Raw genomic sequence first — 25,821 nt, 5'->3', positions numbered from 1 at the left:
GGATCAGTCCTTGTTTGCCTGCGCCTCGGCGGCAGGCTTGGCGGCAGGCTTTGCGTCCTGGGCAGGCTTGCCTTCACCGGCAGCGGCAACGGGTGCTGCCTTCGCCGGCTGGCCCGGCGTTGCGCGCTGGATGCCCGAGACGATGACCTGGTCGCCGGCGGCCAGGCCGCTGCTCACGACCCAGCTGTCACCCTGCAGGCGATCGGTGACGACGTCCTTGCGCACGACCTTGCCGTCGCCGCCAACCACCAGCACGTACGGGCTCTTGGCATCGCGCAGCAGGCCGACCTGCGGGACGAGGTAGGCGTTGGCCTGCTCGCCGAGCGTCGCCTTCAACGTCACGTAGGTACCCGGCAGCAGGTTCTTGTCCGGGTTGGGGATGCGCGCGCGCATCGCGATCGCACCCGTTGCCGGATCGACCACGTCACCGGAGAAGTCCATCGTGCCGGTGCGCTGGTAGACGCTGCCGTCGGGCAGCACCACCTGCACTTCGCCCTCGCCGGTGCCGGCGCCGGTGCGGGCGCGACGGATCTGCTCGAGCTCGGTGACGCTGACCGAGAAGTTCACGTACAGCGGATCGATCTGGTCGACGGTGGTGAGCAGCGTCGCCGTGTCCTGGCCGACCAGTGCGCCCTCGGTGACCTGCTGCTTGCCGGCGCGACCGCTGATCGGCGCGCGCACGGTGGCGTAGCCCAGGTTGATGCGGGCATCGGCCAACGCGGCCTGCGCCTGCTTCACCGCGGCGGCGGCGCTGCGTTCGGCGGCAAGGGCATTGTCGAGATCGGACTGCGAGACGAACTTCTGCGGCGCCAGGCGACGGGCGCGGTCGGCAGCCGACTTGGCGTTGGCATACGTCGCTTCCGCTGCCGCGAGTGCGGCCTGGGACTGGCCCGTCGACGCCTTCAGCTGGTCCGGATCGATCTGGAACAGCACCTGCCCGGCCTTCACGTCGGTGCCTTCGTCGTACAGGCGCTGCTTGAGCACGCCCGGCACGCGGGCGCGCACGTCGGCGCTGCGGAATGCCGCCAGACGGCCGACAAGGTCCTTCTGCAGCGGCACGTTGCCCGGTTGCAGTTTGACCACGCCGACTTCCGGAGGAGGCATGCCGCCCCCCTGTGCCTGATCCTTGCCGCCACAGGCGGTGAGTGCGAGGGCCAACGCGGCGGCCATTGCCACCGAGCGCGGGTTCTTGACCATGGGGGAGGACTCCGATTCCGTCATGTACGAGCGATGATGCTCAGATTGGTTTAATTCCTATACCGCCCAGTCTAGCATTCTGAGTTTTCCGCCCACCCCCCAGAAGTCACGCGCGGGGTGATCACGCCGGATCAGGCACAAGCAAGTCCGCAGAGCCCGCTTTGGCAAACCGTTTCAGACGCTGGTCGGCGCAAGCAGGTGCGCCAGTGCGGCGGGATCGGGCCGATCGCGGAACGGCAGGCGTCCCCAGCAAGGTATCGGCAAGCGGTGACGTAGCAGTGTGAAGTTGTCGTCGGCGCGCGCCATCTGCGGATCGATGTCGTTGGCGATCCAGCCGGCGAGGCGTAATCCATCGGCGGCGATCGCGCGCGCGGTCAATCGTGCGTGGTTGATGCAACCCAGGCGCAGGCCGACCACCATCACCACCGGCAGGTCCAGAGCGCGTACCAGGTCGGCCTGGTCGAGATCGGTCGACAGCGGTGCGGCCCAGCCACCGACGCCTTCCACCACGACGGCATCGGCCATCGCCGACAAGCGTGCATGCGCATCCAGGATCGGCTGCAGCTGCACAGTGACACCGGCATCGGCCGCGGCAAGTTCCGGTGCCAGCGGCTGCAGCAGCGCATAGGGGTTGACGTCGTCATAGGCCGGGCGTGGCTCGCTGGCCGCCTGCAGCAGCAGCGCATCTTCGTTGCGCAGGCCGTCGGCGGTGACCTCGCAGCCGCTGGCGAGCGGCTTCATGCCGACCGCACGCAGGCCGCGCGCGCGCAGCGCGTACAGCAGCGTCGCACTGGCCAGTGATTTTCCGATGCCGGTATCGGTGCCGGTGACGAACCAGCCGGCTCGGGCCTCGGGCCCGTTCATGCCCGGACCGTCCGTCGCAAGCCCGTGGACCGCACGCTGGTAGACTGCGGGAAAGAGGCAAGTATGTTCACCAGCGAAAGTCTAAGCGGGCCCAAGCCCGAACAGTACGCACAGTTGCTCGAGCAGGCGCGGGCGCTGGTGCACGGCGAACGCGACCGTGTGGCCAACGCAGCCAATCTCTCGGCCCTGGTGTACCACTCCCTGCCCGGCCTGAACTGGGTCGGTTTCTACCTGTTCGACGGCACCGAACTGGTGGTCGGACCGTTCCAGGGGTTGCCGGCCTGCATCCGGATTCCGCTCGACAAGGGCGTCTGCGGGGCGGCCGCGACCACCCGCCAGACCCAGCGGATCGCCGATGTCCACGCCTTCCCTGGCCACATTGCGTGCGATTCTGCGTCTAACTCCGAACTGGTCGTGCCACTTGTGGGGGGGGATGGCCAGCTGATCGGCGTGTTCGATCTGGACAGCCCGCACTTCGACCGCTTCGACGCCGACGACCAGCGCGGCTTGGAAGCGATTGCCCAGGCCTTCGTGGAGTCGCTGGCATGAATATCGGTAAAGGCGGGGAAAAAGGCGGCGACAAGCTGCGCAACATCGGTCCCAAGTCGGCGGCCTGGTTGCGCCAGGTGGGACTGCGCTCGCGCGAGGACCTGACCGCGGTCGGGACCGTCGAGGCGTTCATGCGCGTCAAGCGCGCCGGCTTCAAGCCGACGCTGAACCTGCTGTACGCCATCGAAGGCGCGCTGCAGGACTGCCACTGGCAGGAGATCCCCGACGAGCGCCGCGCCGAACTCATCGCCGCCACCGAAGCGGCGATCGCCCTGCTGCCGCCGCCGCGCTACCGCCCGCCGGCCGGCCCGGTGACGACCACCCAGGTCGCCGAGGAAACGATGGCGATGCCGTCGCTGCTGGATGAGCCGGCAGACCGGGACTGAACCCCATTTGGGCAGCGCCCCGCTAATCGCGTAGACTGCGCCCCGCTTCGAGGTGACCCGGCGGCGTCCTGCCGGCGGGTTGAAACGGGAAGCCGGTGACGTCCCAGCAGGGATCATTCCGGCACTGCCCCCGCAACGGTAAGCGAGTACAAGCGCTGCATCCGCCACTGTGCAAGTCACGGGAAGGCGCGGCGCCGGAGAGCACAGCCCTCCACTCGCGAGTCCGGAGACCGGCCTGGAAGCAGGGTCACGCGCCCGTACATGACTGTACGGCGGTGCCCACCACTGGTTGCGATGCGGAGGGCATCGCGGCGGCGACGTTGGCGCCGTGCGCCCACACCGCAGCCTCGTGCACTCTCCTTTCGCGACTTTCCCAGTTGCCCGTCACGGCCCGAGCCGTGCGTTGGAGAATCATCGATGCAATTGCGTACCCCGTTGTCCCTGTCCGTGCGCCTGGCCGTCGCGTGCCTGCTCGCCGCACCCGCGCTTGCCCACGCGCAGGACAGCGCTGGCGCCACCGACCCGACCGAGCTTGACCAGGTCATCGTCACCGCCAACCGCACCGCGATCAGCGTCAACGATGCGCTGGCACCGGTGGAAGTCATCGACGCCGAACAGATCCGCCGCAGCCAGGCACGCTCGCTGCCGGACCTGCTGCGCGGCCGCGCCGGCATCTCGATGTCCAACCAGGGCGGCAACGGCAAGCTGACCACGCTGTTCCTGCGCGGCGCCGAATCCGACCACGTGCTGGTGCTGGTCGACGGCATCCGCGTCGGCTCGGCGACCTCGGGCCTGACCGCGTTCCAGGACCTGCCGATCGAAATGATCGACCGTGTCGAGATCGTCCGCGGCCCGCGTTCGAGCCTGTACGGCGCCGACGCCATCGGCGGCGTGATCCAGGTATTCACCCGCCGCGACAAGCAGGCCTTCGCCCCGCGCGTGCGCTTCGACGGCGGTAGCAACGACACGCTCGGTTACGGCGTCGGTTTCGGCGGCAGCAATGACCGTGGCTGGTTCGGTGCCGACTACCAGCACACCCGCACCAGCGGCATCAACGCCTGCAACGGCTTCTTCGACCCGGCCACCTTCGACGGCGCCGGTTGCTTCATCGCCCTGGACTCGCAGCCCGATCGCGATGGCTACGAGAAGGATGCGCTGTCGCTGCGCGGCGGCATCAACCTGACCGAGCAGTGGAGCCTGGAAGGCCACGCGCTGCGCAACGAAGGCGACAACGAGTTCGACGGTGACTTCACCGACCGTGCCGAAACCGTGCAGCAGGTGATCGGCGGCAAGCTGCGCTGGCACCCGTCCGACCGCGTCGACGTGCACCTGACCGCCGGCCGCAACGTCGACTCGTCCGACAACTTCCTCGGCGATACCTACCTCGACTTCTTCAGCACCAACCGCGACAGCGCGACGCTGCAGGGTGACTTCGGCATCGCCGCCGACCAGCTGGTCAGCGTCGGCCTGGACTGGCTCAACGACAGCGTCGAGAGCACCACGCCGTACGACGAGGATGAGCGCGACAACAAGGCCGCGTTCGTGCAGTACCAGGCGAAGTTCGGCGCGCAGTCGCTCGAGGCCAGCGTGCGCCGCGACGACAACGAGCAGTTCGGCGGCCACACCACCGGCGGCGCCGCCTGGGGCCTGGTGTTCGCCGACAACTGGCGCGTCACCGCCGGCTACGGCAGCGCGTTCAAGGCACCGACCTTCAACGAGCTGTACTTCCCCTTCTTTGGCAATCCCAACCTGCGCCCGGAAGACTCAGAGACCTGGGAGCTGGGCCTGGCCTACCTGGGCGACGGCTTCAACGTCCACCTCGACACCTTCAGCACCGACGTCGACGACCTGATCGCTTTCGATGCTTCGATCAACCTGCCCAACAACGTCGAGAAGGCGCGCATGCAGGGTGCCGAGCTGTCGGCCGACGCCACGATCGCCGACTGGACCATCGCCGGTGCGATCAGCTACCTCGACACCGAGAACCGTCGCGGTTTCTACGAGGGCAATGAACTGGCTCGCCGTGCGAAGAACAGCGCCCGCCTCGACGTCGACCGCGCCTTCGGTGCGTTCCGCGTCGGCCTGACTGCAGTCGGCGAAGGTTCGCGCTTTGACGACGTCACCAACAGCCGCCGCCTCGGCGGCTACGGCACGCTCGACCTGCGCGCCGAGTACGCCATCACCCAGGACCTGACGTTGCAGGCCCGCGTGGCGAACGTGTTCGACCGCGATTACGAGACTGTTGCGTTCTACAACCAGCCCGGTCGGGAGTGGTTCCTCACGCTGCGTTATGCGCCGGTGAACTGAGGCGTTGGTTTGATCCGAGAAGAGGCCCGGCAATGCCGGGCCTTTTTTTGTGTGGTCAGTGGGGGAGGAGGTGGGGTGTATTCCGCGAACCTCCGCTTCGCTCCGTTTACTGTTCGCGAAATACACCCCACCCCCTCCTTCCGGAAGCTTCTACTGTTCTATTGACTTCAACTGGTGGCGAGAGCGCAGTGCCCGCGTGATGCAGCTGCGACGGTCGGACTCGCGCTGTGCCGGCCCTGGACGGTGTCCGTGCCCTCGCTCATTCGCACGTCTGCTCGGTGATCTGGGTCCCGGACGCCCGCGAAAGGAAGTGGTCGTTCCAAACCCACTCGCGCTGTTGAGCTCCTCTCCCATTCGGCAGAGGGGTTGGGGAGGGGCAGTCGAAGACCGGGCAACGAATTGCCGGAGCGTCGGCCGCCGGGACGGGGATTGCGCAGCAGTGGGCCATGGATGGCCCACGCCCCGCATCAGACAGGATGTCTGACTAAGGGGCGGAGCAATCCCCGGCCCGGCGGACGACGCCACAACGCAGACACGAGCCCCGATCAACGCATCCGATCGAACGAGTACAAGGCCGCCAGCGGATGCTGCCGGCGCTTGATGGCCGCCCGGATCAGGTCGCGACCGACCATCGAGTAGGTGATGCCGTTGCCGCCATACGCCATGGCGAACAGCACACGCGGGCCCCATTGCGCGTTCGCGCCCATGAACGGCAAGCCGTCCTTCGTCTCGGCGAAGGTGCCGGCCCATGAGAATGCAGGTATCAATGGCTGCAGCTGCGGGAACAGGCCCGACAGCTTCTCCATCAGCTTGCCCGCCTTCTTGCCGACGCGGCCATCGCGTCTTGCCGGGATGTCCACTGCATCGTCCTCACCGCCGACGATCACGCGACAGTCGGGCGTGGTGCGCAGGTAGAGGTACGGCCTGGCGGTCTCCCACATCACCGTGCGCCGCAATGACGCCAGGACATCAGGGTCCAACGGATCGGAAATGAACGCATAGCTGCTGCGGTTGCTGGCAAAGCGCCGGTCGAGCCACTGCTGGGATGCGTAGCCCGCCGCAACCACCACATGCCCGGCGCGGACGCGCAGGCCGTCGCCCGTGACCAGGTCCACCTTGCGCGCCGACGGCTCGATGCGCTCGACGCAGGTGCGGTCGAACACCTGCGCACCCTGCCCCTGCAGCGCGCGGAACAGTCGGTGGGTCAACCGGTACGGATCGATACTGGCGGCCGGTGTACTGACGATCGCCGCAGGCGCGCGGAAGCCAAAGCGCTCCAGCAGCTCCTCCGGCCCCAGCCACTCGACATCGAAACCGTGCTCCGCGCGCAGGTCGAACTCGCTGCGGAGCTTGCGTCGATGCCAGGCGCGACTGGCGTAGTACACGCTGTGCACGCGCTCGAAGCCGACATCACGCAGGCGACGCGAAAGCGCCTCCAGCTGCCCGATGGTTTCGGCGCTGGCGCGGTACGACTTGAGCGCCTCGGTCAGCCCGTACTGCCTGGCCAGGTCACCCAGCGTCACGTCGCTCTCGTACTGCAGCAGCGCCGTGCTCGCCGCGGTGCTGCCCCAGCCGATGTCGCGCTGCTCCAGCACGACGACCTCGTGGCCGTCCTCGATGAGCGCGTCGGCGATCAGGGCGGCAGTCACGCCGCCGCCGATGATCGCCACGTCACAGCGGGCATCCGCCTCCAGTCGCGGAAAGGCGTACATCAGGCCGTTGCTGACGGCCCAATAGGGATACCCGCTCTTAAGGTCCAATCAGTGCTTCTTCGGCATCGATTCGCGCGCCTTCTCGGCACGCGCCGCGCCGATCGCCGTCTCGACCTGCTTGACCTCCTCCGGCGGCGGCAGCACGGCGGGGATGCCCAGCGACTGCAACCACAGCTCACGGCTCCAGCCGCGCGTGTGGTAGAGGTGATGGTCTTCGTCGTTCTCCACCGCCTCGTGCGCCTGCTTGAGCACTTTCGCCAGGTCGCCGGTGGTGTGCTTGGCAATCTGTCCGATCAGTTCCCAGTTGTGGTGGTCCTTGGTTTCGGCCAGTACCACGCATTCGGTAGCCACCAGTTCGGCGGCGGTGGGATTGCCGCTCTTGCGCGCCATGTCCATCGCCGCGACCAGCGACGCGCCGATGTGGCCAACAACCTCGCGACCCGGCGTCTTCGTTTCCGGATCCAGTCCCAGCTGCTCGAACACATTGAGCAGGACCTTGCGATGCGTTTTCGTCTCGGACAGGTACTCCTGCCACTCCTCGCGCAGGTCCTCGTTGACGGCGCAGCCGATGGCGGTCTCGTAGATCTTGATGCCCCCCATTTCGGTTTCCAGCGCCTGATACAGCAGTTCGTTGACCTGATCCTGTTCGATCGATGCTTTCCTGGCCATTGCCGGGACTCCAGTGGACTGATTTGCGTAGTCCACGTGTAGCCACCGCGGCGTTAACCGGACGTGGAAAATTCGCTGGTCGCCGTCGACATCCGCGCGCGATGACATCCAACCGGAAGTGAATGTCCTCCTCACGAAAGCGACTGGATGCGTTCGCTTTGCGCACGGACGACTGCCATTGACACCGTCGCCGGGCGCGGGAAAGTATGTGGCGGGGAAGCAGTCCGGGGCCGGATCGGCCCGCGCATCAGGGCGAGGCGAATGAATTCTTCATCTGTAACTGATCTTCTAGGCCAGTACGACCCGTCGTTGCCGCTGGCCGAGGCCTCCACCATTCCTGCCTCCTGGTACGTCGACGAGCGCATCAGCGAGCGCGAGAAGCGCACGACCTTCTCGCGTTCCTGGCAGATGGCCGGGCGCCTGGACCAGCTGCGCGAGTCCGGGCAGTACGTCACCTGCGAAATCGCCGGCGAGCCCATCCTGGTCGTGCGCGGCAGCGACGGCGAGCTGCGCGGCTTCTTCAATGTCTGCCGCCACCATGCCGCCGCGGTAATGACCGAGCCATCGGGCTGTGCGCAGAACCTGCGCTGCCCGTACCACGGCTGGACCTACACGCTGGAGGGCGCGCTCAAGGGCACGCCGAGCTTCAACAGCGAATGCCACTTCGACCGTTCGCAGCACGGGCTGGCGCCGGTGGCGACCGCGGTCTGGGAGAACTGGGTGTTCGTGCGGCTGGATGCCCAGGGGCCGAGCCTGGAAGAGTTCCTCGGCGTCGACCTGATCGAGCAGATCCGCCCGCTGCAGCTGTCGAAACTGCACTTCTTCGAACGCCGCCATTACCTGTTCGACTGCAACTGGAAGGTCTTCGTCGACAACTACCTCGACGGCGGCTACCACGTCCCGCACCTGCACAAGGGCCTGGACAGCGTCCTGGACTACAAGAACTACACGATCGAGAACGGCGGCCGCTTCTGCCTGCAGTCGAGCCCGCTGACCACGGCCAAGGCGCAGGAGGACTACGCCGCGGTGCGCAAGGGCGATCGTGCGCTGTACTACTGGATGCACCCGAACCTGATGATCAACTGGTACGAGGGCGTGATGGACACCAACCTCGTGCTGCCGCTGGGCGTAAACCAGACCGAGGTGATCTTCGACTTCTGGTTCGAGGATGTGTCCGAAGCGGCGTATGCGCGCAACCGCGCCAGCGTCGATGTCGGCCAGCAGATCCAGGACGAGGACATGGCGATCTGCAAGTCGGTGCAGCGCGGGCTGCATTCACGCGCGTATTCGACCGGACGGCTGTCGGTGCGGCGCGAGGCGGGGGAACATCTGTTTCACCGGTTGCTGCATGAGGATCTGAGCGCGGGCGTCTAGTCCGGTGCCGGCGGCGTCTCGGCCACCGGCTGCAACCGCACCAGCTGCTCATGCCGCAACCACCACGCGGCAATCCCCAGCCAGAGCAGGATCATCGAGATCACCGTCTTCTGCCGCAGGCCCTCGGGCATGCCGTGCCAGTACGCGTAGATCCACAGGGCGATGAAGCTGGCCACGGCCAGGGGCAGCGCCAGTGCCACGTGCACGCGCCAGATCGCGTCGTAGTGGAAGCGCCAGGACTGCAGCACCATCGCCGAGGTCACGCTCAGGAACGTGGTCATCGCGGCCAGCCGGTGCAGCTGGTTTTCCTGGTCATGGTCCAGCAGCGGCAGATCTGTTTCGGAGATCGCGGTCAGCGCCAGCGCGATCCCGGCCAGGGCCAGCAGCGCTGCGGGGACGGCGCTGCGCGCCTGTGGCTGCAACACGCGGTACAGGCCCGCGCCCAGCAGGATCAGCGCCATGCTCAGCGAGTAATAGGCCAGCCGCAGCCAGCCGCCATACGGACCCTTGAGATAGGCACTGAGCGGGTCCTGGCGCCAGTCCAGGTCGGTGCGCAGCCACTGCAGCACGATGCAGGTCGACAGGAAGACGAGCACGGCCACCAGACAGATCAGCCCTGACTTCTGCCGCACTACCCCGTCGAGGAAGCCGCCCTGCTTCCTTCGGACTGCCGCATCGACGGGAACCGTCGCTTTCATGACTGTGCCAACGAGGCGGCCGCGATTTCGCGGCCACCGTCGACTTTACGCGCTTGCCTTGGCCTTCAACACTGCCTGCGCGCCATTACGTCCGGCCGCGCCGCTGATGCCGCCACCGCCGTGGCTGCCACTGCCGCACAGGTAGAGGCCATCGACCGGGGTGGCATGGTTGGACCAGCCCGGCAGCGGACGCATGAAGAACATCTGGTCGAGGATCAGCTGTCCGTGGTTCATGTCGCCTTCGCTGAGGCCGTACTGCTGTTCCAGGTCGACCGCGGTGATCGTGCGCACTTCGCGCACGGACGCTTCCAGCGCCGGGAACTGCCCGGCGACGATTTCAATTGCGGTGCGCTCGATCGTCGCCCTCGCCTCGTCCCAGCCGGTTCCGCGCAGCTTGAACGGCGCCGACTGGACGTGGATGGAAACGACTTTGCCGGCGGTGGTGACCTCCAGGTAGGGCTGAGCCGACAGCTCGCCGTACTTGGCTGCGTCGTACGCGCGCTCGAGGTACTTCAACGTCGGTGCGATCGCCAGCGTTCCCGCCGGCAGGCCGTGGTTGCCGTTGGTCAGCAGGTGGACCTTGGCGACCGCGCCGCGCATCTTGATCGACTGCACCTGCCAGACGAAGTCCGGCGGCAGCTCCGGCGCGCCGACCAGGCCCAACAGGGTGCGACGCGGATCGGCGGCCGACAGCACCGTCGTCGCGGCGATCTCCTCGCCGTTGTCCAGGCGCACGCCCGAGACCCGCAGCGAGTCGACCAGGATGCGTTCGACGCCGGCGCCCGTGCGCAGCTCGCCACCGGCGGCCTTCAATGCCGCCACCAGCGCCTCGGCCACCTTGCCGTTGCCGCCGACGACCGCCCGCTGGGCGAGGCCGCCGCGGTTGAGCCAGTTGTGCATCAGCGTGTAGCCGGTGCCGGCCGACATCGAGCCGAGCGTATGGCCGTGGATGCCGACGGCCGCCACCGCGGCCTTCACCTGCTCCGACTCGAACCATTCCTCGGTGAATTCCACCGTCGACATCGACATCGCCCGGATCACCCGGAACATGTCGCGGCCGCCGAGGCGGCGCAGCGTCCAGGCCAGCTTCGCCAGTGGCCAGCCTTCGGCCAGGCCGACATGCGGCAGGCGCGGCATCGGCGTGCGGTAAGCCGCATCGAGGAAGGCGGCGGCGCGATCCATGAAGGCGACGAACTCGGGCCAGCGTGCGGCGTCCGCCGCGGAGAACTGGCGGATCGATTCGAGCGTGGCGGCATCGCCGGCCGTGGCCGACAGATGCAGGCGCTTGCCGTCGGGCTGCAATGACACGTACGGCGTCGCGGCTTCGTACGCCAAGGCCATGCCGCGCCAGCCCGAGGTCGGCGACGATGTCCGGGCGCAGCTGCGCGCCGGCGTGCAACGGGTCGAAGCTGCTGTCGCCGAGGGTGTCGGTGGCGAGCTGCCCGCCGGCGCGGTCGCGCTGCTCGAGCACCAGCACCTTCTTGCCGGCCTTGGCGAGATAAGTCGCCGCGACCAGGCCGTTGTGGCCGGCGCCGACGATGAGGATGTCGTATCGCGTGTTCGTCATGATCACTTCCAGTCCTTCAGTACTTCCTGCGCGGCCATCTTGCCGGCCGCGCCCATCACGCCACCTCCTGGGTGCGCGCCGGACGCGCCGAAGTAATAGCCCGGCAACGGCGTGCGGAAGTCCGCCCACTGCGGCGCCGGTCGCAGGAAGAACAGCTGGTGCAGCAACAGTTCGCCGTGGAAGATGTTGCCGCCGGTGATGCCGGCGATCTGCTCGATGTCCTTGGGCGTGATCACCTGCTTGCCGACGATCTTGCTGCGGATGTCCGGGGCGTAGCGCTCGAGCGTGGAGATCACCGTCTCGCCGAACGCGTCGCGCTTGGCATCGTCCCAGCCGCCCTCGATGTCGTACGGCGCGTACTGCACGAAGCACGACGCCACGTGGTGGCCCGGCGGCGCCATGTCGCGGTCGATCATCGACGGGAAGATCATGTCGATGTACGGCTGCTTGGCGAACTGGCCGTACTTGGCCTCGTCGTAGGCGCGCTCGATGTACTCCATGCTCGGGCTGATCGAGACCGCGCCGCGGTGCAGCGGGCCTTCGCCGGGAAGGCAGGTGAAGTCCGGCAGTCCGCTGAAGGCGATGTTGACCTTGCCGGAGGAGCCGCGGACACGGAAGTTCTTGATCTGCTGCACGAACTCGTCGGGCAGGTGCTTGCCTTCGACGAACTGCAGGAAGCTGCGCTTCGGGTCCGCCGCCGAGATGACGACCTTCGCGCGCAGCTCGTCGCCGTTGGCCAGCGCCACGCCGGAAGCGCGGCCACCGCGCACGATCACTTGCTCGACCGCGGCATTGGTGCGGATCTCCACACCCAGCGCGCGCGCCGAACTGGCGATCGCCTGGGTGACGCCGCCGTTGCCGTTCTTGCAGAAGCCCCAGGCGCGGAAGGCGCCGTCGATCTCGCCCATGTAGTGGTGCAGCAGCACGTAGGCGGTGCCGGGCGAATGCGGACCGAGGAAGGTACCGATGATGCCGCTGGCCGACTTGGTGCCCTTGAGCGGGTCGAACTCGAACCAGTCGTTGAGCAGGTCGGCGGCCGACTGCGTGAGCAGCTTGGCGATCTGGTAGAGCTCCTTCTCCGACAGACTCTTGCCGTACTGGCCGAGCTTGAGCAGGCCCTTGAGGTCGCGCAGGCTCAACGACGACGGATCCGGCGGCACCAGGCCGATGATCGGCTTGATCGCCTTGGCCGCGCGCGCCATCACCCGGCCGTACTCGTCGGACGCTTCGGCATCGCGTGGCGAATGGCGATAGAGCTCCTGGCGCGTGAGGTCGTGGTCGTCCCACGCGGCCAGGTAGTCGCCGTTGTCCATCGGCGTGACCGTGCTCGGCAGCGGCAGGATCTTCAGGCCGTGCCTGGGCAGCTCCAGGTCGCGGATGATCTCCGGTCGCAGCAGGCTGACCACGTAGGAGAACTGGCTGAAGCGATAGCCGGGGAACGGTTCGGCGGTCACTGCCGCGCCACCGACGACCTCGCGGCGTTCGAGAACGGCCACCTTCTTGCCCGCGCGCGCCAGGTAGGCGGCGGCGATCAGGCCGTTGTGGCCGGCGCCGATGACGATGGCGTCGTACTGGTTGGTCATCACTTCTTCTTCCACTCCGGCTCGTAGAACGGCAGCTTCACCACCTTGCCCGGCGCCTGCAGGCGCTTGTGCTCGACGGTGACTTCCATGGTCAGTGCCGTTCCCGGCTCGTAGTACGGACGCTGCAGGTGCACCAGCGCGATGTACTTCTTCAGCACCGGCGACCAGGTGCTGGTGGAGGCATAACCCACCTGCCTGTCGCCCTGCATCATCGGCAGGCTCTCGCGCACCGCCATGCCGGGGATCTGCGGCGGCAGGCCGACGCGGGCGAACAGCGGCTCCATCTTTTCCCAGTCGACCTCGAAGCCGACCAGCTTCCACGCCGAGCCTTCGCGCTTTTCCTTCTCGAGCGCGCGGCGGCCAACGAAGTAGCCGGGCTTGTCGAGCTGCACCGCCCAGTCCAGGCCCATCTCCAGCGGCGTCGACTTCTGCCCTTCGATCCAGGCGTGGTTGGCGGCGGTGTAGTCGACGTCGATCATGAACAAGCCCGCTTCGACTCGTGCCATGTCCATCGCCAGGATGCCGCACGGGACGATGCCGTAGTCGGCACCGGCTTCCATCAGCGCATCCCAGACGTGCAGCGCATCAGCCTTGTCGATCCAGATCTCGTAACCGAGGTCGCCGGTGTAACCCGTGCGCGAGATGGTGACCGGCTTGCCGGCCAGCGTGTTCGCCATCACCTTGAAGTACTTGAGCTTGTCGAGCGTCTTGGCGCAGCAGCGGTTGAGCACCGCGCGCGACTTCGGACCTTGCAGGCTCAGCGCGGCGACGTCTTCGGTGACCTCGGTGATGGTGACGTCCATGCCGACGGCATTCATCGACAGCCAGCGCAGCGACGGTTCGGCCGAAGTCAGGCGGAAGGTGTCTTCAGCCAGGCGCGAGATCGTGCCATCGTCGAGCAGCTTGCCTTCCTCATCGCACCAGCCGGTGTAGCCGACCTGGCCGACCGCCATCTTCTGCACGTCGCGCGGTGTCAGCTTGTGCAGCAGGCGCGCGGCGTCGGGGCCGGTAATGATGTACTTCATCAGCGGCGAGACGTCGATCGCGGCGACGCCGTCGCGGATCGCCCAGTACTCGCGGTCCAGGTGCAGGTCGTAGGAGCCGGCGACGATGTGCCCGGCCCAGCGCCGCCAGTTCTGCGGCAGGCACAGGCGCGAGGTGCGCTCGTGGAAGGGCGTGCGTTTGAGTTCCAGCATGGGAGTCCTGCGTGCGTGCTTTGCGTGCTGCGGGTGAATCGAGTGAATCGTTCGGGAAAGCCGGGGTCTATCTCATGGCTTGGCGGCCGGCGGCACCAGCGGGCTGGCCCTGCCGTTGCGCATGCGCAGCATGGCGTAAACCGGCAGGCCTGCCGCCGCCAGTACGATAGCCCAGCCGAACGGCTCGCTGCCAAGGCCGATGAAAGCAAAAGTCGCGTACGCCAGGCCCGGGATCGCCACCACCAGCATGTCGCTGTTGGCCGGCCGCTGGCCACGGCGCCACAACACCAGCAACGCCAGTGCGCAGCACAGGTACAGCGGCAGGTTGGCGGCGGTGACGACGGTGGTGATGAAGGTGAAGCCCTGCACCAGCGACTTGCTGTAGTTCATCAGGATCATCGCGCTGGCGAGCAGGCCCGTCGCGACCAGTGCCAGCGCCGGCGCACCGAAGCGGTTGCTGCGCGAGAACGACGCCGGCAGGCCGCCGTTGCAGGCAATGGTGCGGGTCAGTTCGCCGACCAGCAGCACCCAGCCGTTCAACGCACCCAGGCCGCTGATCACCACGAACAGCGACAGCGCGCGGCCGTAACCGCCACCGACCAGGCGATCGAGCAGATCGGAGAACGGCGCCTTCGATTGCGCCAGTTCGGCCGCAGGGATCAGCAGCAGCGGAACGGACGAGACGACCAGGTAGATCACGGCCGTGATCATCGTGCCGACCATGGTCGCGCGCGGAATGGTCCGGCCGGGGTCGCGCACGCGGTCGGCCGGCACGGCCGCCGATTCGAATCCGAGCATCGCGAACAGGGCAATCGTCGATGCAGCCATCAACGGTGCCAGGCTGACCGGCTGCGTCGGCAGGTGTTCGGTGTAGCTCGCCGGGTGGGTCAGCAGCAGCCATATGCCGAGCCCGGCCACCGTCAGCATCGGCAGCAGCTTCAGCACGGTGGTCACGATCTGCACGCGTCCGCCGGCGCGCACGCCCAGCAGGTTGACCAGCACGAACATCCACAGCAGCGTCACTGCCTGCAACGAAGCGGGCACTTCGCGCAGCGCCGGGAACAGCGTATCGAGGTAACCGACCACGCCAATGGCGATCGCCGCATTGGTGATCCAGGTCGCGATCCAGTACGACCACATCGCGACGAAGGCCGGGATCTCACCGAGCGTGGCGCGGATGTAACCGTAGGGGCCGTCCGCCGATGGCATGTCGCGCGCGAGGCGGGCGAACACCCGTGCCATCGCCAGGCAGCCGACCACGGTGATGACCCAGCCCAGCATCGCGCTGTAGCCATACGGCGCCAGCGATGCCGGCAACAGGAAGATGCCGATGCCGATGGTGTTGCCCACCACCAGCGCGGTGCACATCCAGAAGCCGAGCTTGCGCTCCGGCCGGGTGTCGCAGTGTTGGGTCGTGCCAGCCTCGTTGACGCGCGGGTCCTGCATGCCTTGCCACCCCTGTTCAGTCGTTACTGCGGTGCGCGTCCTGCGGATTGTGTCGCCAGATAGACCGTCTATTTAGTCGATCGCCATCATGGACTTCAATGGGATCCCGTGCAGCGGTTCTCCGGAGCCGCGCAGACCAGCCTGCCCTGGGCGATCACCGCCTCGACCCGGCGCAACACCTCGACATCCGCCAGCGGGTCGCCCTGGACGGCGATCAGGTCGGCCGACTTGCCCGCGGCCACGGATCCGAACTCCGCATCGCGACCGAGCGACTTCGCCGCACTGATCGTGGCCGAGCTGATCGCCTGCATCGGCGTCTGCCCGTTGCGCACCATGTAGGCGAACTGGCGCGCGTTCTGGCCGTGCGGGTAGACGCCGCTGTCGGTGCCGAAGCCGATCCGCACGCCGGCCTTGACCGCCTTGGCGAAGCCTTCGCGCTGGGTCTGCGTGGTCTCCGTGTTCTTGCGCAGGATTTCCTCGGGCCAGCCGTCGCGGCGGCCGATCTCCTCGATGTAGTCGCCGTTGTAGACATCGGCGACCAGCCAGGTGCCGTGCTTCTTCATCAGCGCGATGCCCTCGTCGTCGAGGTAGGAACCGTGCTCGATCGAGCGCACGCCGACGCGGACGGCGCGCTTGATGCCTTCGGCGCCGTGGGCGTGCGCCACGACGAAGGTGCCGTGCAGCGCCGCTTCCTCGACTGCCGCGCGGATCTCCGCTTCGCTGTACTCCGGCGCGCCCGGTTCGGTGCCGCTGGCGAGGACCGCGCCGGTGGCGATCAGCTTGATGAAGTCGGCGCCGCCGGCGATCAGCTCGCGTACGCGCTGGCGGATCTCCGCCTCGGAGTTGGCGACACCGCGGCGCATGTCGGCGGGAACCTGCACGTCCGGCGCCAGCCCGGTGACTTCGCCACCGCCGCCGCTGACGGTGATGTACGTTCCGGCCACGAGCATCCGCGGGCCTTCGACGATGCCCTCGTTGATGGCATTGCGCAGGGCGACATCGGTGAAGGCGCGGTAGGTGCCGACATCGCGCACGGTGGTGAAGCCGGCGCGCAGCGTGTCGCGGGCATTGCGCACGCCGACCAGGGCGTCGCGCGCGGAGGTGCTCATCAGTGGCGCGGCGACGTTGTCGGACTGGATGTCGCCGACCAGGTGGGTGTGCAGGTCGATCAGGCCCGGCAGCACCGTGTATCCCGACCAGTCGAGCACGCGGGCGTCGCCGGCGACCGTGGCCGACCAGGGTTCCACGCGGGTGATGCGCTCGCCTTCGATGCGGATCGCCTGGTCGCCGAGGACGCGGCCATGATCGACATCGACCAGGTGGCCGGCGCGTACGACGACGACGTCGGGAGTAGCGGCAACGCTGGCGCCGGCCAGGGTGAGCGCCAGCGCGGCGGCCAGCGCCTTGATCGTGAGATGGGTCATGGAGTCAGCCAATCGGGAAGGTTGATATTGAATTGGAGCGCGGGATTCACTTCGGCGCCTGGTAGCGGCCGTAGCGCTTGAGCAGTTTCACCAGCGGTGCGTGCGGGATGGCGTTGGCGTAGCGGCCGCCTTCGCCACGCATGTCGCGCGCGGCGACCATGGCATTGACGATGGCCTCTTCGGTCGCCTGCACCGTCGCCTCGAACAGACCGTCGACGTTGTCGTTGCCCAGGAACTGCGCATGATGCAGCGCGCCGGAGTCCTGGGCAGGCGCGTTGGCGGTGGAGAAGGCGAGGAACAGGTCACCCGAGCCGTTGCCGGCGTAGCTGCCCATGCGCGCCAGGCCCATGCCGGCGCGCTTTGCAATCCGCTTGAGCTGGTGCGGCAGCAGCGGCGCGTCGGTGGCCACCACTATCACGATCGAACCGGTGTCACCGGTGATCGCCGCATCGGTATAGACGCGGTCGTCGCGCAGGAATTGCCCGACCGGCACGCCGGCGATGCGTAGCGGATCGCGCACGCCGTAGTTGGCCTGAACCAGCACGCCGACGGTGTAGTCGTGGCCATCGCTGTTGATGCGGCGCGATGCAGTGCCGATGCCGCACTTGAACTCGTGGCAGATCATGCCGGTGCCGCCGCCGACGTTGCCTTCGGCGACCGGGCCGTCGCGGGCATCGCGCAACGCCTGCGCGACGTGCTCGGGCTTCACGTGGAAGCCGTTGATGTCGTTGAGGTGGCCGTCCCAGGTCTCGGCGACGATCGGCAGCGACCACCAGTAGCCGCTGGCATCGGCGCCACCGGCCTTCACGCGTTCGGCGATCACCGCGTCGCGGACGACGCCGACGCTGTGGGTGTTGGTCAGCATCACCGGGCCTTCGACTTGGCCGGACTCGTCGATCCAGGCGGTGCCGGTCATCTCGCCGTTGCCGTTGAGCGCGAACCAGCCGCCGAACACCGGCGTGTCGAGGCTGGCCTTGCCGCGCGGCAGGATTGCGGTGACGCCAGTGCGCACCTTGTGGCCGTCGGCGAGGTCCTCGATCAGGGTGACCTGGCCGACGGTGACGCCAGCGACGTCGGTGATCGCGTTGAGCGTGCCGGGCGTGCCTTCGAACGGGATGCCGAGGTCGCGGGCGCGTGGCTCGGCGGCGTGCACGGACGTGATCGCCAGCAACGCAAGCAGCGCGGGAGCACAACGACGACTCATGGGGTTTCCTTCAGATAGCGGTCGTACCACGCGAGGTTGCGCGTCAGCCGGTCGCTGAGGTAGCTCGGCACGGTCAGCTGATGGTTCTGCCCGGGGTAGACGACCAGTTGCGTCGGCACGTTCTGCGCGCGCAGCGCCTGGTACATCTGCTCGGCGCCCAGGCACGGCACGTTGAAGTCGTCCTGCGCGCACTGGAACATCGTCGGCGTGGTGATGCGGTCGGCGTGCAGGAACGGGTAGCTGGCGCGGTCGTACTGCTCGCGGTCTTTCCACGGCGTGCCCAGTTCGAGCGTGTACTCACGCACGTACTGGTCGTGGCCGTACATCGCGTACATGTTCGACGCGCCGGCACCGCTGATGGCGGCCTTGAAGCGCGTGTCGCGGGCGATCACGGCATTGGTGAGGATGCCGCCGTAGCTCCAGCCGCCCAGGCCGAGTCGCTGCGGATCGGCGATGCCCATCCCGATCACGTGCTCGACGCCTGCGACCACGTCCTTGACGTCGACATTGCCCCAGTCGGCATAGATCGCGCGGGCGAAGTCGAAACCGCGACCGGAGCTGCCGCGCGGATTGACCGCCACTACCGCATAGCCCTGCGCGGCGTATACCTGCCAGTCGGCCATGAACTCATGGCTGAACTGGTAGACCGGGCCACCGTGGATGCGCAGGATCGTCGGATAGCGTTTACCGGGCTGGTACCCGACCGGCTTGACCAGCAGTCCCTCGACGTCGATGCCGTCGCTCCTGAAGGCGATCGGCTCGACCGACGCCAGGGTGCGCTGGCGCAGGAAAGCGTTGTGGTCGGTGAGTGCGCGCAGGCCCTGCGGTTCGACCGCGGAGATTTCGTAGGGATGCGCGTCGTCGCCACCGAGCACGACCACTCGATCATTGCCCGACACCGCCAGGTCGTAATCGAACCGGTTGCCGTGGGTGAGCTCGGCCCTCTCGCCACTATCGGCGTCGATCTTCTCGACGAGGGTGACGCGGCTGCGCTCGACCAGCGCATAGAGGTGGCGGCCATCGGGCGACCAGTGCGGCTTGGTCACACAGCGGTCGATCGGCGCGACCAGGCGCGCCTTGCCGCTGGCGACGTCGACCACCGCCAGCTGCCACGGTGCGTAGTAGATCCACTTGTCCTCGCCGCTCTGCAGGTAGGCAATGCGGCTGCTGTCCGGGCTCCACGACGGGCGCGTTTCCCAGTACGGATCGAGGTCGGAACCGGGAAACGTGGTGAGCTGGCGCTCGCTCGCGCCGGCGCGCGGCTCGACCACGTAGATGTCGTAGTTGAGATGACGGTCCGGGTCGACGCCGCGCTTGCTGACGTACGCGATCAGCTTGCCGTCGGGCGACCAGGCAGGAAGCAGCTCGTCGTGGTCGCCGGAAGTGATCTGCTCGGCGCGACCGGTGGCGATGTCGACGACGTACAGATGGGTGCGTCGACCGTCGAGGTAGCCGGTGCCGTCTTCCTTGAACTGGTAGCGCGTGGTGACGATCGGCGGCGGGTTCTTCGGTTCCGGAACGCCGGCCGGCCGTTCCGGATCGCGCACGATCACCGCCACGCGCTTGCCATCGGGCGACCAGACGTAATCGTCGACGCCACTGGCGAACGACGTCACACGACGCGCGGCACCACCGGCGGCGGGCATCAGCCAGACCTGGCTGATCTCCTCTTCCTCCTCGTCGTCACGGCCCTCGCCTTCCTTGCCCACCTCCGGCTTGCGCGGCGGCGGGGCGTCCGACAGGTAGGCGATCGACTTGCCATCGGGCGACCACAGCGGCCGTGACTCGCTGCTCTTGGGCGTGTTGGTCAGGCGCTTGCGGGCGCTGCCGTCAAAGCCGACGCGCCACAAATCAGTCTGGGCCAGGTCTTCGGCGCGGTTGACGGTCGACACGCTGTAGACGAGCGCGGCGCCGTCGGCGGACAGGTCCGGCTCGGCGACGTCGGCCAGCCGGTCGAGATCGGCGATGCCGAAGCGCGTGGGCGGTGCCGGCGTTGCGGCCTGCGCCGCCAGCGTGGTCGCGGCCAGGCACGGCACAATCATCCATAGCGCGTTCATCCACGGCGAGAGCCGGCGTCGTCGCATCAGCATCAGCTCATTTCCCCCGCGCCTTTCCCTGGTAGATGGCCTGCGCCGCGCTCAGGTAGTCGAGCGTCGCACGTTTTTCTTCGGCGTCGTTGTAGTCGTCGCGGGCGGCTGCGGCTTCGATCACGCGGCCGAGCCAGGCGGCGAAGTAGGCGGCGTCCTCGCGGGCGGGCGGCGCACCGCCCGGGACGTCGAGCCAGACCGGATTGGTGGTCGCGTACGGGTACAGGTCCAGCAGCTGCGGGTCGGCGCCGTCGTTCGAGGCGCGCAGCAGCAGCCAGCCGCCCTGCGCCACGTCCACTTCGCCCTCGCCATCGAAGCTGCGGCGGTCGCCGCCGAGTTCGAACTGCTTCACGACCTGGCCGTTGTGGACGAGCTCCAGGTGATCGACGGCCACCGGCGAGCGCAGCGCGACCTTGTACTTCGTGGGACCCGGCGCAGCCATCGCCAGCGTGTCGCCAGGCTTGCGGTCGGCCACCAGCAGTCCAAGCAGCGGGCCGTTGCTGACGAAGCTGTGCCCCTGCTTCAGCGATGCCAGCAGGTCGTCGCCGCCGCGCTGTTCGAGGAACACGCGGTTCATTCCCACTGGCCCGCGCAACGACGCGTAGTTGGCCATGGCATCGGTGCCGGCCCCGGCCGGCAGCCGGTAGCCGAGGTTCAACAGCCGGTACCAGACCGCGGCGGTGGCCTTGTGATCGCTGAAGCCGACCACTTCGAGGTAGTCGACCTTGCCGTTGGCGACGTCGGCCGGCAGCTGGTGGCTCAGCACCGGATCCTTGGCCGGGTCGGGCACGGTGTCGAACGGATGCACGTAGCCCACCACGCCCTGCTGCGCATGCGCCAGATCGGCGATCACGCCGTTGTGCGGGTACGGGCTGGCCATCGCCGTGTGGCGGTAGGCGGAGAAGTCCGGGGTGAGGTAGTGGTCGCGCAGGTTGAGCAGGCCCAGGTGGCCCCAGAAGCTGGTGTGGAATTCCTGCGCATTGGCGATGCGCACCGGGCCGGTATCCACCGACTCGCCGAAGTGGCCGATGTCGGGGATGCGCTGTTCCTTGTTGACGATCAGGTTCTCGACGACGTCGAGGTCCTCGGCACGCGCCTGCAGGGCCAGATGGGACGGCGAGTTGAAGTAGTGCCCGCCGTAGTTCATGTGCACGTGCAGGTCGGCGCTAAGCCACTTGCCGAACGCGGACGGCAGCGCCTGTGCCTGCAGGTCGGCGTGCAGCGTGGTCGTGCTGCCCGCGGCCAGGTCGAGCCTGCGCGCCCACGGCACGTGGGCGAAGCCGTGCTGCACGGTGACCGACGTGCTCCCGGCCGGCACGTCGAGCAGGCACGGCGAAGCGCAATGGAAGTAGTGGCTCTCGGTCGCCTGCGCCGCGCGGTCGAAGCCGTCGTCGGCATGCATCCAGGCATCGGCCGGTGCGTGTGCGCGGGCGTCGCTGCCCTGCACGCTCACGCGCGCGGGCACGTCGCGGCCGCGACCGTCGCGGACCTGGATCTGCAGGCGTGCGGTCGGCGCCAGCGTGCGTCGCTGTTTCGCCAGCACCGCCTGCGTCGCACCGCCGATCACCTCCATCACCGACAAGGCGCTATTGCCGTTCGCGTCCTGGCCGATGAAGGCGATGCGGCGACCATCGGGCGACCAGCGTGCGTTGCGGCGATCGCCTTCGCCAAAGGTCAGCGGCAGCGGCGGCGCGCCATCGATCGTGCTCAGCCACAGCTGGTGGGTCTGGCGACCGTGGTAGCCGGCGTACAGCAGGCGACGGCCATCGGGCGCCAGTTCCGGACGCGCGCTCCAGCTGGTTTCCTCGCGCAGGATGCGGACCGGGGCGCGGGTGTTGAGACTGACCGACCAGATGTCACCGCTGCCCCAGGCGATTTCTGCGTTGCCGACGAAAACAATCCGCTTGCCATCGGGCGACCACGACGGATTGATCGCGTGGTCGACCGCCGAGTAGTAGTAGCGATCGAGCGTGCTGCGGCGCTCGCCCAGCAACAGCCTGGCGTTGTGCAGGCCGTTGCCGTCGATCTCGGCGATGAACAGGTTGAAATGCCCGGTGCCCTGCGTCGACACCCAGGCGATGCGCTTGCCGTCGGGCGAAAGTCGCGGCTCGACATTTATCGCGCCGCCAGTGGTCAGTGCCTGCGCTCGGCCGCTTGCGAGGTCGAGCCGCCACAGTTCCATGCCGGCGCCGTCGTAGCGGGTGAACACCACGCTGCGTCCGTCGCGGGCGACATCGGGCTGGTAGTCGTAGGCGCCCTGCGCGTGGGTGAGTTCGACCGCTTCGGTCTCGCCGATGCGCTGGCGCCAGAGCGAGCCGGCCATGCTGTACACCAGCGACTGGCCATCGGACAGGAAACTCGCCGACGACGGGCCGGTGGTCAGCTGCGGCAGGTAGAGCTCGCGCCAGTAGTAGCTGTGCGGCAGGTCGACCTGCTTGAGCACGGGCTCGCGACCGGCCGCGACGGCCGTGTCCACGCCTGCGAGCGCGACCGCCAGCAGCAACACGGCGGAGATACGCGGACGGCGGCAGCGCACCCGGCTCAGCCCCGCGTTCCGGCCAGCGCTTCGTCGAGACTAATCCGCAGCAGCGCGATCGCCTCGTCGATCTCGGCGCGTTCAACGTTCAACGGCGGCATGAAGCGCACCGTGCTGGTGCCGCACGACAGCAGCAACAGGCCGTTGTGGAACGCGCGGGTGATGACCGCATCGCACAGCGCCCGCGCCGGCGTGCGCGCCGGATCGGATTCGACCAGCTCCATGCCGATCATCAGGCCGCGGCCGCGGACTTCGCCGATGCAGGCGTAGTCGCGCATCAGCTCGCGCAACTTGGAGGTGAAGTAACCACCGGCCTGCTCGGCGTTGTCGGCGAAACCACCGGCGACCAGGTCGATGGTGGCATTGGCCGCCGCGCAGGCGAGCGGGTTGCCGCCGTAGGTGTTGCCGTGCGCGCCGCGCTTCCACTGCGACATCAGGCTGGCCGAGGCGACCATCGCACCGATCGGCAAGCCCGAGCCGAGGCCCTTGGCCAGGGTCATGATGTCGGGCTTCACGCCCCAATGCTGGCTGGCGAACATGCGGCCGCTGCGGCCGATGCCCGACTGCACTTCGTCGAAGATCAGCAGGATGCCGTGCTCGTCGCACAGCTCGCGCAGCCCGGCGAGGAAGCTGTCGGGCGGCACGACATAGCCGCCCTCGCCCTGGATCGGCTCGACCAGGATGCCGGCGACTTCGGCCGCCGGCACGCTGCGTTCGAACAGCATGCGGATGTAGTCGAGCACGGCCACGCCCTGGTCGGTGCCGGCGAACAGCGGCCGGTACGGATTCGGGTAGGGCACGTGGGTGACGCCCGGCATCGTGGCGAAGAAGCCCTTCTGCTGCGTGTACTTGCTGGAGGTGAAGGCCAGCGAGCCCATCGAGCGACCGTGGAAGCCGCCGAGGAAACCGATGAAACGCGGCCGGCCGGTGACGTAGCGCGCCAGCTTGATCGCCGCTTCCACCGACTCGGTGCCGGACTGGCACAGGAAGCTCATGGCTTCCCCGCCTTTCATTGGTGCGATCTTCGCCAGGCGCTCGCCGAGCCCGGTCATCTGCTCGTGCCAGTAATCGCTGGAGATATGCAGGAACTGGTCGGCCGCGTCCTTCACCGCCTGCACCACCTGCGGGTGGGCGTGGCCGGTGCTGCATACGGCGATGCCGGCGGCGAAATCGAGGAAACGGTTGCCATCGACGTCCCAGACCTGCGTGCCGCGGCCGTGCGACATCACGAACGGGTAGTCGCGCGGGTACGACGGCGAGATCACGCGCGCGTCGCGCTCGATCATCGCGCGCGCCTTCGGGCCAGGCAGTTCGGTACGGATGTGGTCGTTGCGCATGGCGTGCTCTTGGGTGGCGTGCACTTGGATGGCGTGCAGTGTCAGGTCAGGAGGGTCGGCAGCACTACCGGCCGCGAATGGGCCTCGCGCGTGCGCGCATGCAGCGCGCGCAGGATCGCCAGCTCCGACTCGCTCGGCGCGGCGATGGTTTCCACCGTCTCGGCCAGCAGCAACGGCGAGGCCACCGCCGCGCGGGCCTCCTCGACGGTGGCGCCGGCGTAGAGCGCGCTCAGTCGCAGCTCGTCGCTGCGCGGGTGCGGGGTGAGGATGCCGAAATCGGTGATGACCGCGCGCGGGCCGTCGCCGGTCGCACCGGTCCTGGCGCGCGCGCCGTGGCCATCGAGATAGCCGGCGGAGGTGCGGAAATCCAGCTGCTCCACGAGGCTGCGCGGCGACGCCTTGAGCATGACGAAGGTCTGGCGCGCATGCGCCGCGATCTCCGGCGCACCACCGGCGCCCGGCAGGCGCGTGGTCGGGGACTCGTAAGGTCCGATCACGGTGCTGTTGAGGTTGCCGTAGCGGTCGATCTGGGCCGCGCCGAGGAAACCGACATCGACCCGTCCGGCCTGCAGGTAGTGGCTGAACACTTCCGGCAGCGGCACCACGAACGACGCGGTCTGCGCCAGTTCGCCGTCGCCGATCGACAGCGGCAGCACGTCCGGCCGCGTGCCGATCGTGCCCGACTCGTAGATCAGCACGATGTCGGGTGCATGCGTGAACCGCGCCAGGTTGCAGGCCGCACTCGGCAGGCCGATGCCGACGAAGCAGACGCAGCGGTTCCACAGCATGCGCGCGGCCGCCACTGTCATCCATTCATCGCGGGTGGCTGCGCTCATGCCGCCTCCGCCCGCAGGCTGGCGAGGAAGCCGGCGTGGTCGTTGGTTTCCAGCACGTGCGCGCGCATCCAGTCGTTGAAGCCGTCGCGGTCGCGCGAGATCGCGTCCCAGCGCTGATAGAAGCTGTTGTCGCGCGAGTAATGGCCATGTGCGTAGGACGGGTAGGCACCACCCGGGCAATGCACCACCGCGTCCACCGTCCAGTGCGGCAGGACGATGCCGTTCATGGCCGGCGCCAGCTGGTCGACGATCTCTTCGACCGTGACCACCAGCGCACCGGCCGCCAGCGCTGCTTCGCGCTGCGCGCCGATGATGCCCTGGATGGCGACGTTGCCTTCGCGGTCGGCGCACTGCGCATGCAGGATGGTGACGTCGGGATTGATCGCCGGCACCGCCGCCAGGCGCTCGCCGGTGAACGGGCACTCGATGCGGCCGATGCGCGGATTGACCTTGTCGAGGTCGTTGTCGAGATAGCCGCGCAGCATGCCGAACGGCAGCCGCGCCGCGCCGGCGCAGAACGCCGCCGCCATGCCGGCGTGGCTGTGCTCGTCGAGTTCCAGCGGCCGCGGCCAGCCGTGCTCGACCGCATCACGCAGCCGGTGCAGCGAGCCGATGCCCGGATTGCCGCCCCAGGAAAACGTCAGCCGCTTCGCGCAACCCATGCCGATCAACTGGTCGTAGATCAGGTCCGGCGTCATCCGCACCAGGTGCAGGTTGCGCCGGCCCTGGCGGATCAACTCGTGGCCGGCGGCGAACGGAATCAGGTGGGTGAAACCTTCCAGTGCCACGCAGTCGCCGTCGGCGACATGGGCGGCGAGTGCTTCGCGCAACGGCATCAATCGCATCGAC

Annotated in this window: 20 protein-coding genes, 1 pseudogene and 1 riboswitch; of the genes and pseudogenes, 4 read left to right on the top strand and 17 right to left on the bottom strand. The window is 67.9% G+C overall.

Going from position 1 to position 25,821, the window contains the following annotated elements; genetic code table 11:
* Window positions 1-3: 3 nt before the first annotated feature.
* A complete protein-coding gene (locus HIV01_RS16490; protein ID WP_200608784.1) occupies window positions 4-1,197 on the bottom strand; it encodes an efflux RND transporter periplasmic adaptor subunit in 1,194 nt (397 codons plus the stop codon).
* 174 nt (window positions 1,198-1,371) lie between these two features.
* Window positions 1,372-2,061: a dethiobiotin synthase gene (bioD, locus tag HIV01_RS16485; protein ID WP_200608786.1), complete on the bottom strand. Its 690-nt coding sequence runs from the start codon at window positions 2,059-2,061 to the stop codon at window positions 1,372-1,374.
* A 63-nt stretch (window positions 2,062-2,124) separates the two neighbouring features.
* Here bioD and HIV01_RS16480 point away from each other — a divergent pair, with 63 nt between their 5' ends.
* The 3 genes from HIV01_RS16480 (at window position 2,125) to btuB (ending at window position 5,303) form a co-directional block, all read left to right on the top strand.
* Window positions 2,125-2,610 (top strand): GAF domain-containing protein, encoded by a 486-nt coding sequence (locus HIV01_RS16480; protein ID WP_200608788.1) that lies wholly within the window; start codon window positions 2,125-2,127, stop codon window positions 2,608-2,610.
* Complete coding sequence (locus tag HIV01_RS16475; protein WP_200608790.1) at window positions 2,607-2,996, top strand: TfoX/Sxy family protein; 390 nt, start codon at window positions 2,607-2,609, stop codon at window positions 2,994-2,996. Before HIV01_RS16480 ends, HIV01_RS16475 begins: the two co-directional genes overlap by 4 nt.
* A 33-nt stretch (window positions 2,997-3,029) precedes the next feature.
* Window positions 3,030-3,249: riboswitch (cobalamin riboswitch) on the top strand.
* Between the two features lie 164 nt (window positions 3,250-3,413).
* Window positions 3,414-5,303, top strand: coding sequence for a TonB-dependent vitamin B12 receptor (gene btuB, locus HIV01_RS16470; RefSeq protein WP_245156850.1), 1,890 nt, complete (start codon window positions 3,414-3,416; stop codon window positions 5,301-5,303).
* A 545-nt stretch (window positions 5,304-5,848) separates the two neighbouring features.
* On the opposite strand, the gene HIV01_RS16465 is transcribed toward btuB, so the two are convergent.
* Complete coding sequence (locus tag HIV01_RS16465; RefSeq protein WP_200608792.1) at window positions 5,849-7,063, bottom strand: NAD(P)/FAD-dependent oxidoreductase; 1,215 nt, start codon at window positions 7,061-7,063, stop codon at window positions 5,849-5,851.
* The gene (locus HIV01_RS16460) at window positions 7,064-7,684 is read right to left on the bottom strand and encodes a hypothetical protein (RefSeq protein WP_200608794.1); all 621 of its coding nucleotides are present in this window, start codon (window positions 7,682-7,684) and stop codon (window positions 7,064-7,066) included. It abuts the gene before it with no gap.
* Window positions 7,685-7,945: 261 nt separating this feature from the next.
* Between HIV01_RS16460 and HIV01_RS16455 the strand changes: the two genes are divergently transcribed.
* Window positions 7,946-9,058, top strand: coding sequence for an aromatic ring-hydroxylating oxygenase subunit alpha (locus HIV01_RS16455; protein ID WP_200608796.1), 1,113 nt, complete (start codon window positions 7,946-7,948; stop codon window positions 9,056-9,058).
* Here the strand turns inward: HIV01_RS16455 and HIV01_RS16450 are convergent.
* The 13 genes and pseudogenes from HIV01_RS16450 to HIV01_RS16395 form a co-directional block, all read right to left on the bottom strand.
* The gene (locus HIV01_RS16450) at window positions 9,055-9,756 is read right to left on the bottom strand and encodes a DUF998 domain-containing protein (RefSeq protein WP_200608798.1); all 702 of its coding nucleotides are present in this window, start codon (window positions 9,754-9,756) and stop codon (window positions 9,055-9,057) included. The genes HIV01_RS16455 and HIV01_RS16450 overlap by 4 nt on opposite strands.
* A 45-nt stretch (window positions 9,757-9,801) precedes the next feature.
* Window positions 9,802-11,097: a phytoene desaturase family protein gene (locus HIV01_RS16445; protein ID WP_245156849.1), complete on the bottom strand. Its 1,296-nt coding sequence runs from the start codon at window positions 11,095-11,097 to the stop codon at window positions 9,802-9,804.
* Window positions 11,098-11,170: 73 nt separating this feature from the next.
* Window positions 11,171-11,323, bottom strand: a pseudogene (locus HIV01_RS18425) (FAD-dependent oxidoreductase); the annotation flags it as partial.
* 2 nt (window positions 11,324-11,325) lie between these two features.
* Window positions 11,326-12,906, bottom strand: coding sequence for a phytoene desaturase family protein (locus HIV01_RS16440; protein WP_245156848.1), 1,581 nt, complete (start codon window positions 12,904-12,906; stop codon window positions 11,326-11,328).
* Entirely contained in the window at window positions 12,906-14,102 is a 1,197-nt protein-coding gene (locus tag HIV01_RS16435) for an aminomethyl transferase family protein (RefSeq protein WP_200608802.1), read from the bottom strand. The genes HIV01_RS16440 and HIV01_RS16435 overlap by 1 nt, the downstream gene beginning before the upstream one ends.
* A gap of 72 nt (window positions 14,103-14,174) precedes the next feature.
* Window positions 14,175-15,548, bottom strand: coding sequence for an APC family permease (locus tag HIV01_RS16430; protein ID WP_200608805.1), 1,374 nt, complete (start codon window positions 15,546-15,548; stop codon window positions 14,175-14,177).
* Between the two features lie 95 nt (window positions 15,549-15,643).
* Entirely contained in the window at window positions 15,644-16,972 is a 1,329-nt protein-coding gene (locus HIV01_RS16425) for a Xaa-Pro dipeptidase (protein WP_200608807.1), read from the bottom strand.
* Between the two features lie 46 nt (window positions 16,973-17,018).
* The gene (locus HIV01_RS16420) at window positions 17,019-18,176 is read right to left on the bottom strand and encodes a DmpA family aminopeptidase (RefSeq protein ID WP_200608809.1); all 1,158 of its coding nucleotides are present in this window, start codon (window positions 18,174-18,176) and stop codon (window positions 17,019-17,021) included.
* A complete protein-coding gene (locus HIV01_RS16415; RefSeq protein ID WP_245156847.1) occupies window positions 18,173-20,266 on the bottom strand; it encodes a S9 family peptidase in 2,094 nt (697 codons plus the stop codon). The genes HIV01_RS16420 and HIV01_RS16415 overlap by 4 nt, the downstream gene beginning before the upstream one ends.
* A 4-nt stretch (window positions 20,267-20,270) precedes the next feature.
* A complete protein-coding gene (locus HIV01_RS16410) occupies window positions 20,271-22,769 on the bottom strand; it encodes a CehA/McbA family metallohydrolase (protein ID WP_245156846.1) in 2,499 nt (832 codons plus the stop codon).
* Between the two features lie 35 nt (window positions 22,770-22,804).
* Window positions 22,805-24,136, bottom strand: coding sequence for an acetyl ornithine aminotransferase family protein (locus HIV01_RS16405; RefSeq protein WP_200608810.1), 1,332 nt, complete (start codon window positions 24,134-24,136; stop codon window positions 22,805-22,807).
* Between the two features lie 41 nt (window positions 24,137-24,177).
* Window positions 24,178-24,972 (bottom strand): CoA-transferase subunit beta, encoded by a 795-nt coding sequence (locus tag HIV01_RS16400; RefSeq protein WP_207527014.1) that lies wholly within the window; start codon window positions 24,970-24,972, stop codon window positions 24,178-24,180.
* Window positions 24,969-25,817, bottom strand: a complete 849-nt coding sequence (locus HIV01_RS16395; protein WP_245156845.1) for a CoA transferase subunit A — start codon at window positions 25,815-25,817, stop codon at window positions 24,969-24,971. The genes HIV01_RS16400 and HIV01_RS16395 overlap by 4 nt, the downstream gene beginning before the upstream one ends.
* Window positions 25,818-25,821: the final 4 nt, after the last annotated feature.

This window comes from Lysobacter arenosi, assembly GCF_016613475.2.
GTDB lineage: Bacteria > Pseudomonadota > Gammaproteobacteria > Xanthomonadales > Xanthomonadaceae > Lysobacter_J > Lysobacter_J arenosi.
The sequence above is the reverse complement of the archived record's forward strand: the minus strand, read 5'-3'. Positions and strand labels throughout refer to the sequence as shown.

Bases quoted from the DNA above. Each gene is read 5' to 3' on its own strand.
- btuB (WP_245156850.1), top strand. From the start codon at position 3,414: ATGCAATTGCGTACCCCGTTGTCCCTGTCCGTGCGCCTGGCCGTCGCG.
- HIV01_RS16420 (WP_200608809.1), bottom strand. From the start codon at position 18,176: ATGAGTCGTCGTTGTGCTCCCGCGCTGCTTGCGTTGCTGGCGATCACG.
- HIV01_RS16400 (WP_207527014.1), bottom strand. From the start codon at position 24,972: ATGAGCGCAGCCACCCGCGATGAATGGATGACAGTGGCGGCCGCGCGC.
- HIV01_RS16480 (WP_200608788.1), top strand. From the start codon at position 2,125: ATGTTCACCAGCGAAAGTCTAAGCGGGCCCAAGCCCGAACAGTACGCA.
- HIV01_RS16455 (WP_200608796.1), top strand. From the start codon at position 7,946: ATGAATTCTTCATCTGTAACTGATCTTCTAGGCCAGTACGACCCGTCG.
- HIV01_RS16435 (WP_200608802.1), bottom strand. From the start codon at position 14,102: ATGCTGGAACTCAAACGCACGCCCTTCCACGAGCGCACCTCGCGCCTG.
- HIV01_RS16425 (WP_200608807.1), bottom strand. From the start codon at position 16,972: ATGACCCATCTCACGATCAAGGCGCTGGCCGCCGCGCTGGCGCTCACC.
- HIV01_RS16415 (WP_245156847.1), bottom strand. From the start codon at position 20,266: ATGCTGATGCGACGACGCCGGCTCTCGCCGTGGATGAACGCGCTATGG.
- HIV01_RS16445 (WP_245156849.1), bottom strand. From the start codon at position 11,097: ATGGCCTTGGCGTACGAAGCCGCGACGCCGTACGTGTCATTGCAGCCC.
- HIV01_RS16450 (WP_200608798.1), bottom strand. From the start codon at position 9,756: ATGAAAGCGACGGTTCCCGTCGATGCGGCAGTCCGAAGGAAGCAGGGC.
- HIV01_RS16490 (WP_200608784.1), bottom strand. From the start codon at position 1,197: ATGGTCAAGAACCCGCGCTCGGTGGCAATGGCCGCCGCGTTGGCCCTC.
- HIV01_RS16475 (WP_200608790.1), top strand. From the start codon at position 2,607: ATGAATATCGGTAAAGGCGGGGAAAAAGGCGGCGACAAGCTGCGCAAC.
- bioD (WP_200608786.1), bottom strand. From the start codon at position 2,061: ATGAACGGGCCCGAGGCCCGAGCCGGCTGGTTCGTCACCGGCACCGAT.
- HIV01_RS16395 (WP_245156845.1), bottom strand. From the start codon at position 25,817: ATGCGATTGATGCCGTTGCGCGAAGCACTCGCCGCCCATGTCGCCGAC.
- HIV01_RS16440 (WP_245156848.1), bottom strand. From the start codon at position 12,906: ATGACCAACCAGTACGACGCCATCGTCATCGGCGCCGGCCACAACGGC.
- HIV01_RS16430 (WP_200608805.1), bottom strand. From the start codon at position 15,548: ATGCAGGACCCGCGCGTCAACGAGGCTGGCACGACCCAACACTGCGAC.
- HIV01_RS16405 (WP_200608810.1), bottom strand. From the start codon at position 24,136: ATGCGCAACGACCACATCCGTACCGAACTGCCTGGCCCGAAGGCGCGC.
- HIV01_RS16460 (WP_200608794.1), bottom strand. From the start codon at position 7,684: ATGGCCAGGAAAGCATCGATCGAACAGGATCAGGTCAACGAACTGCTG.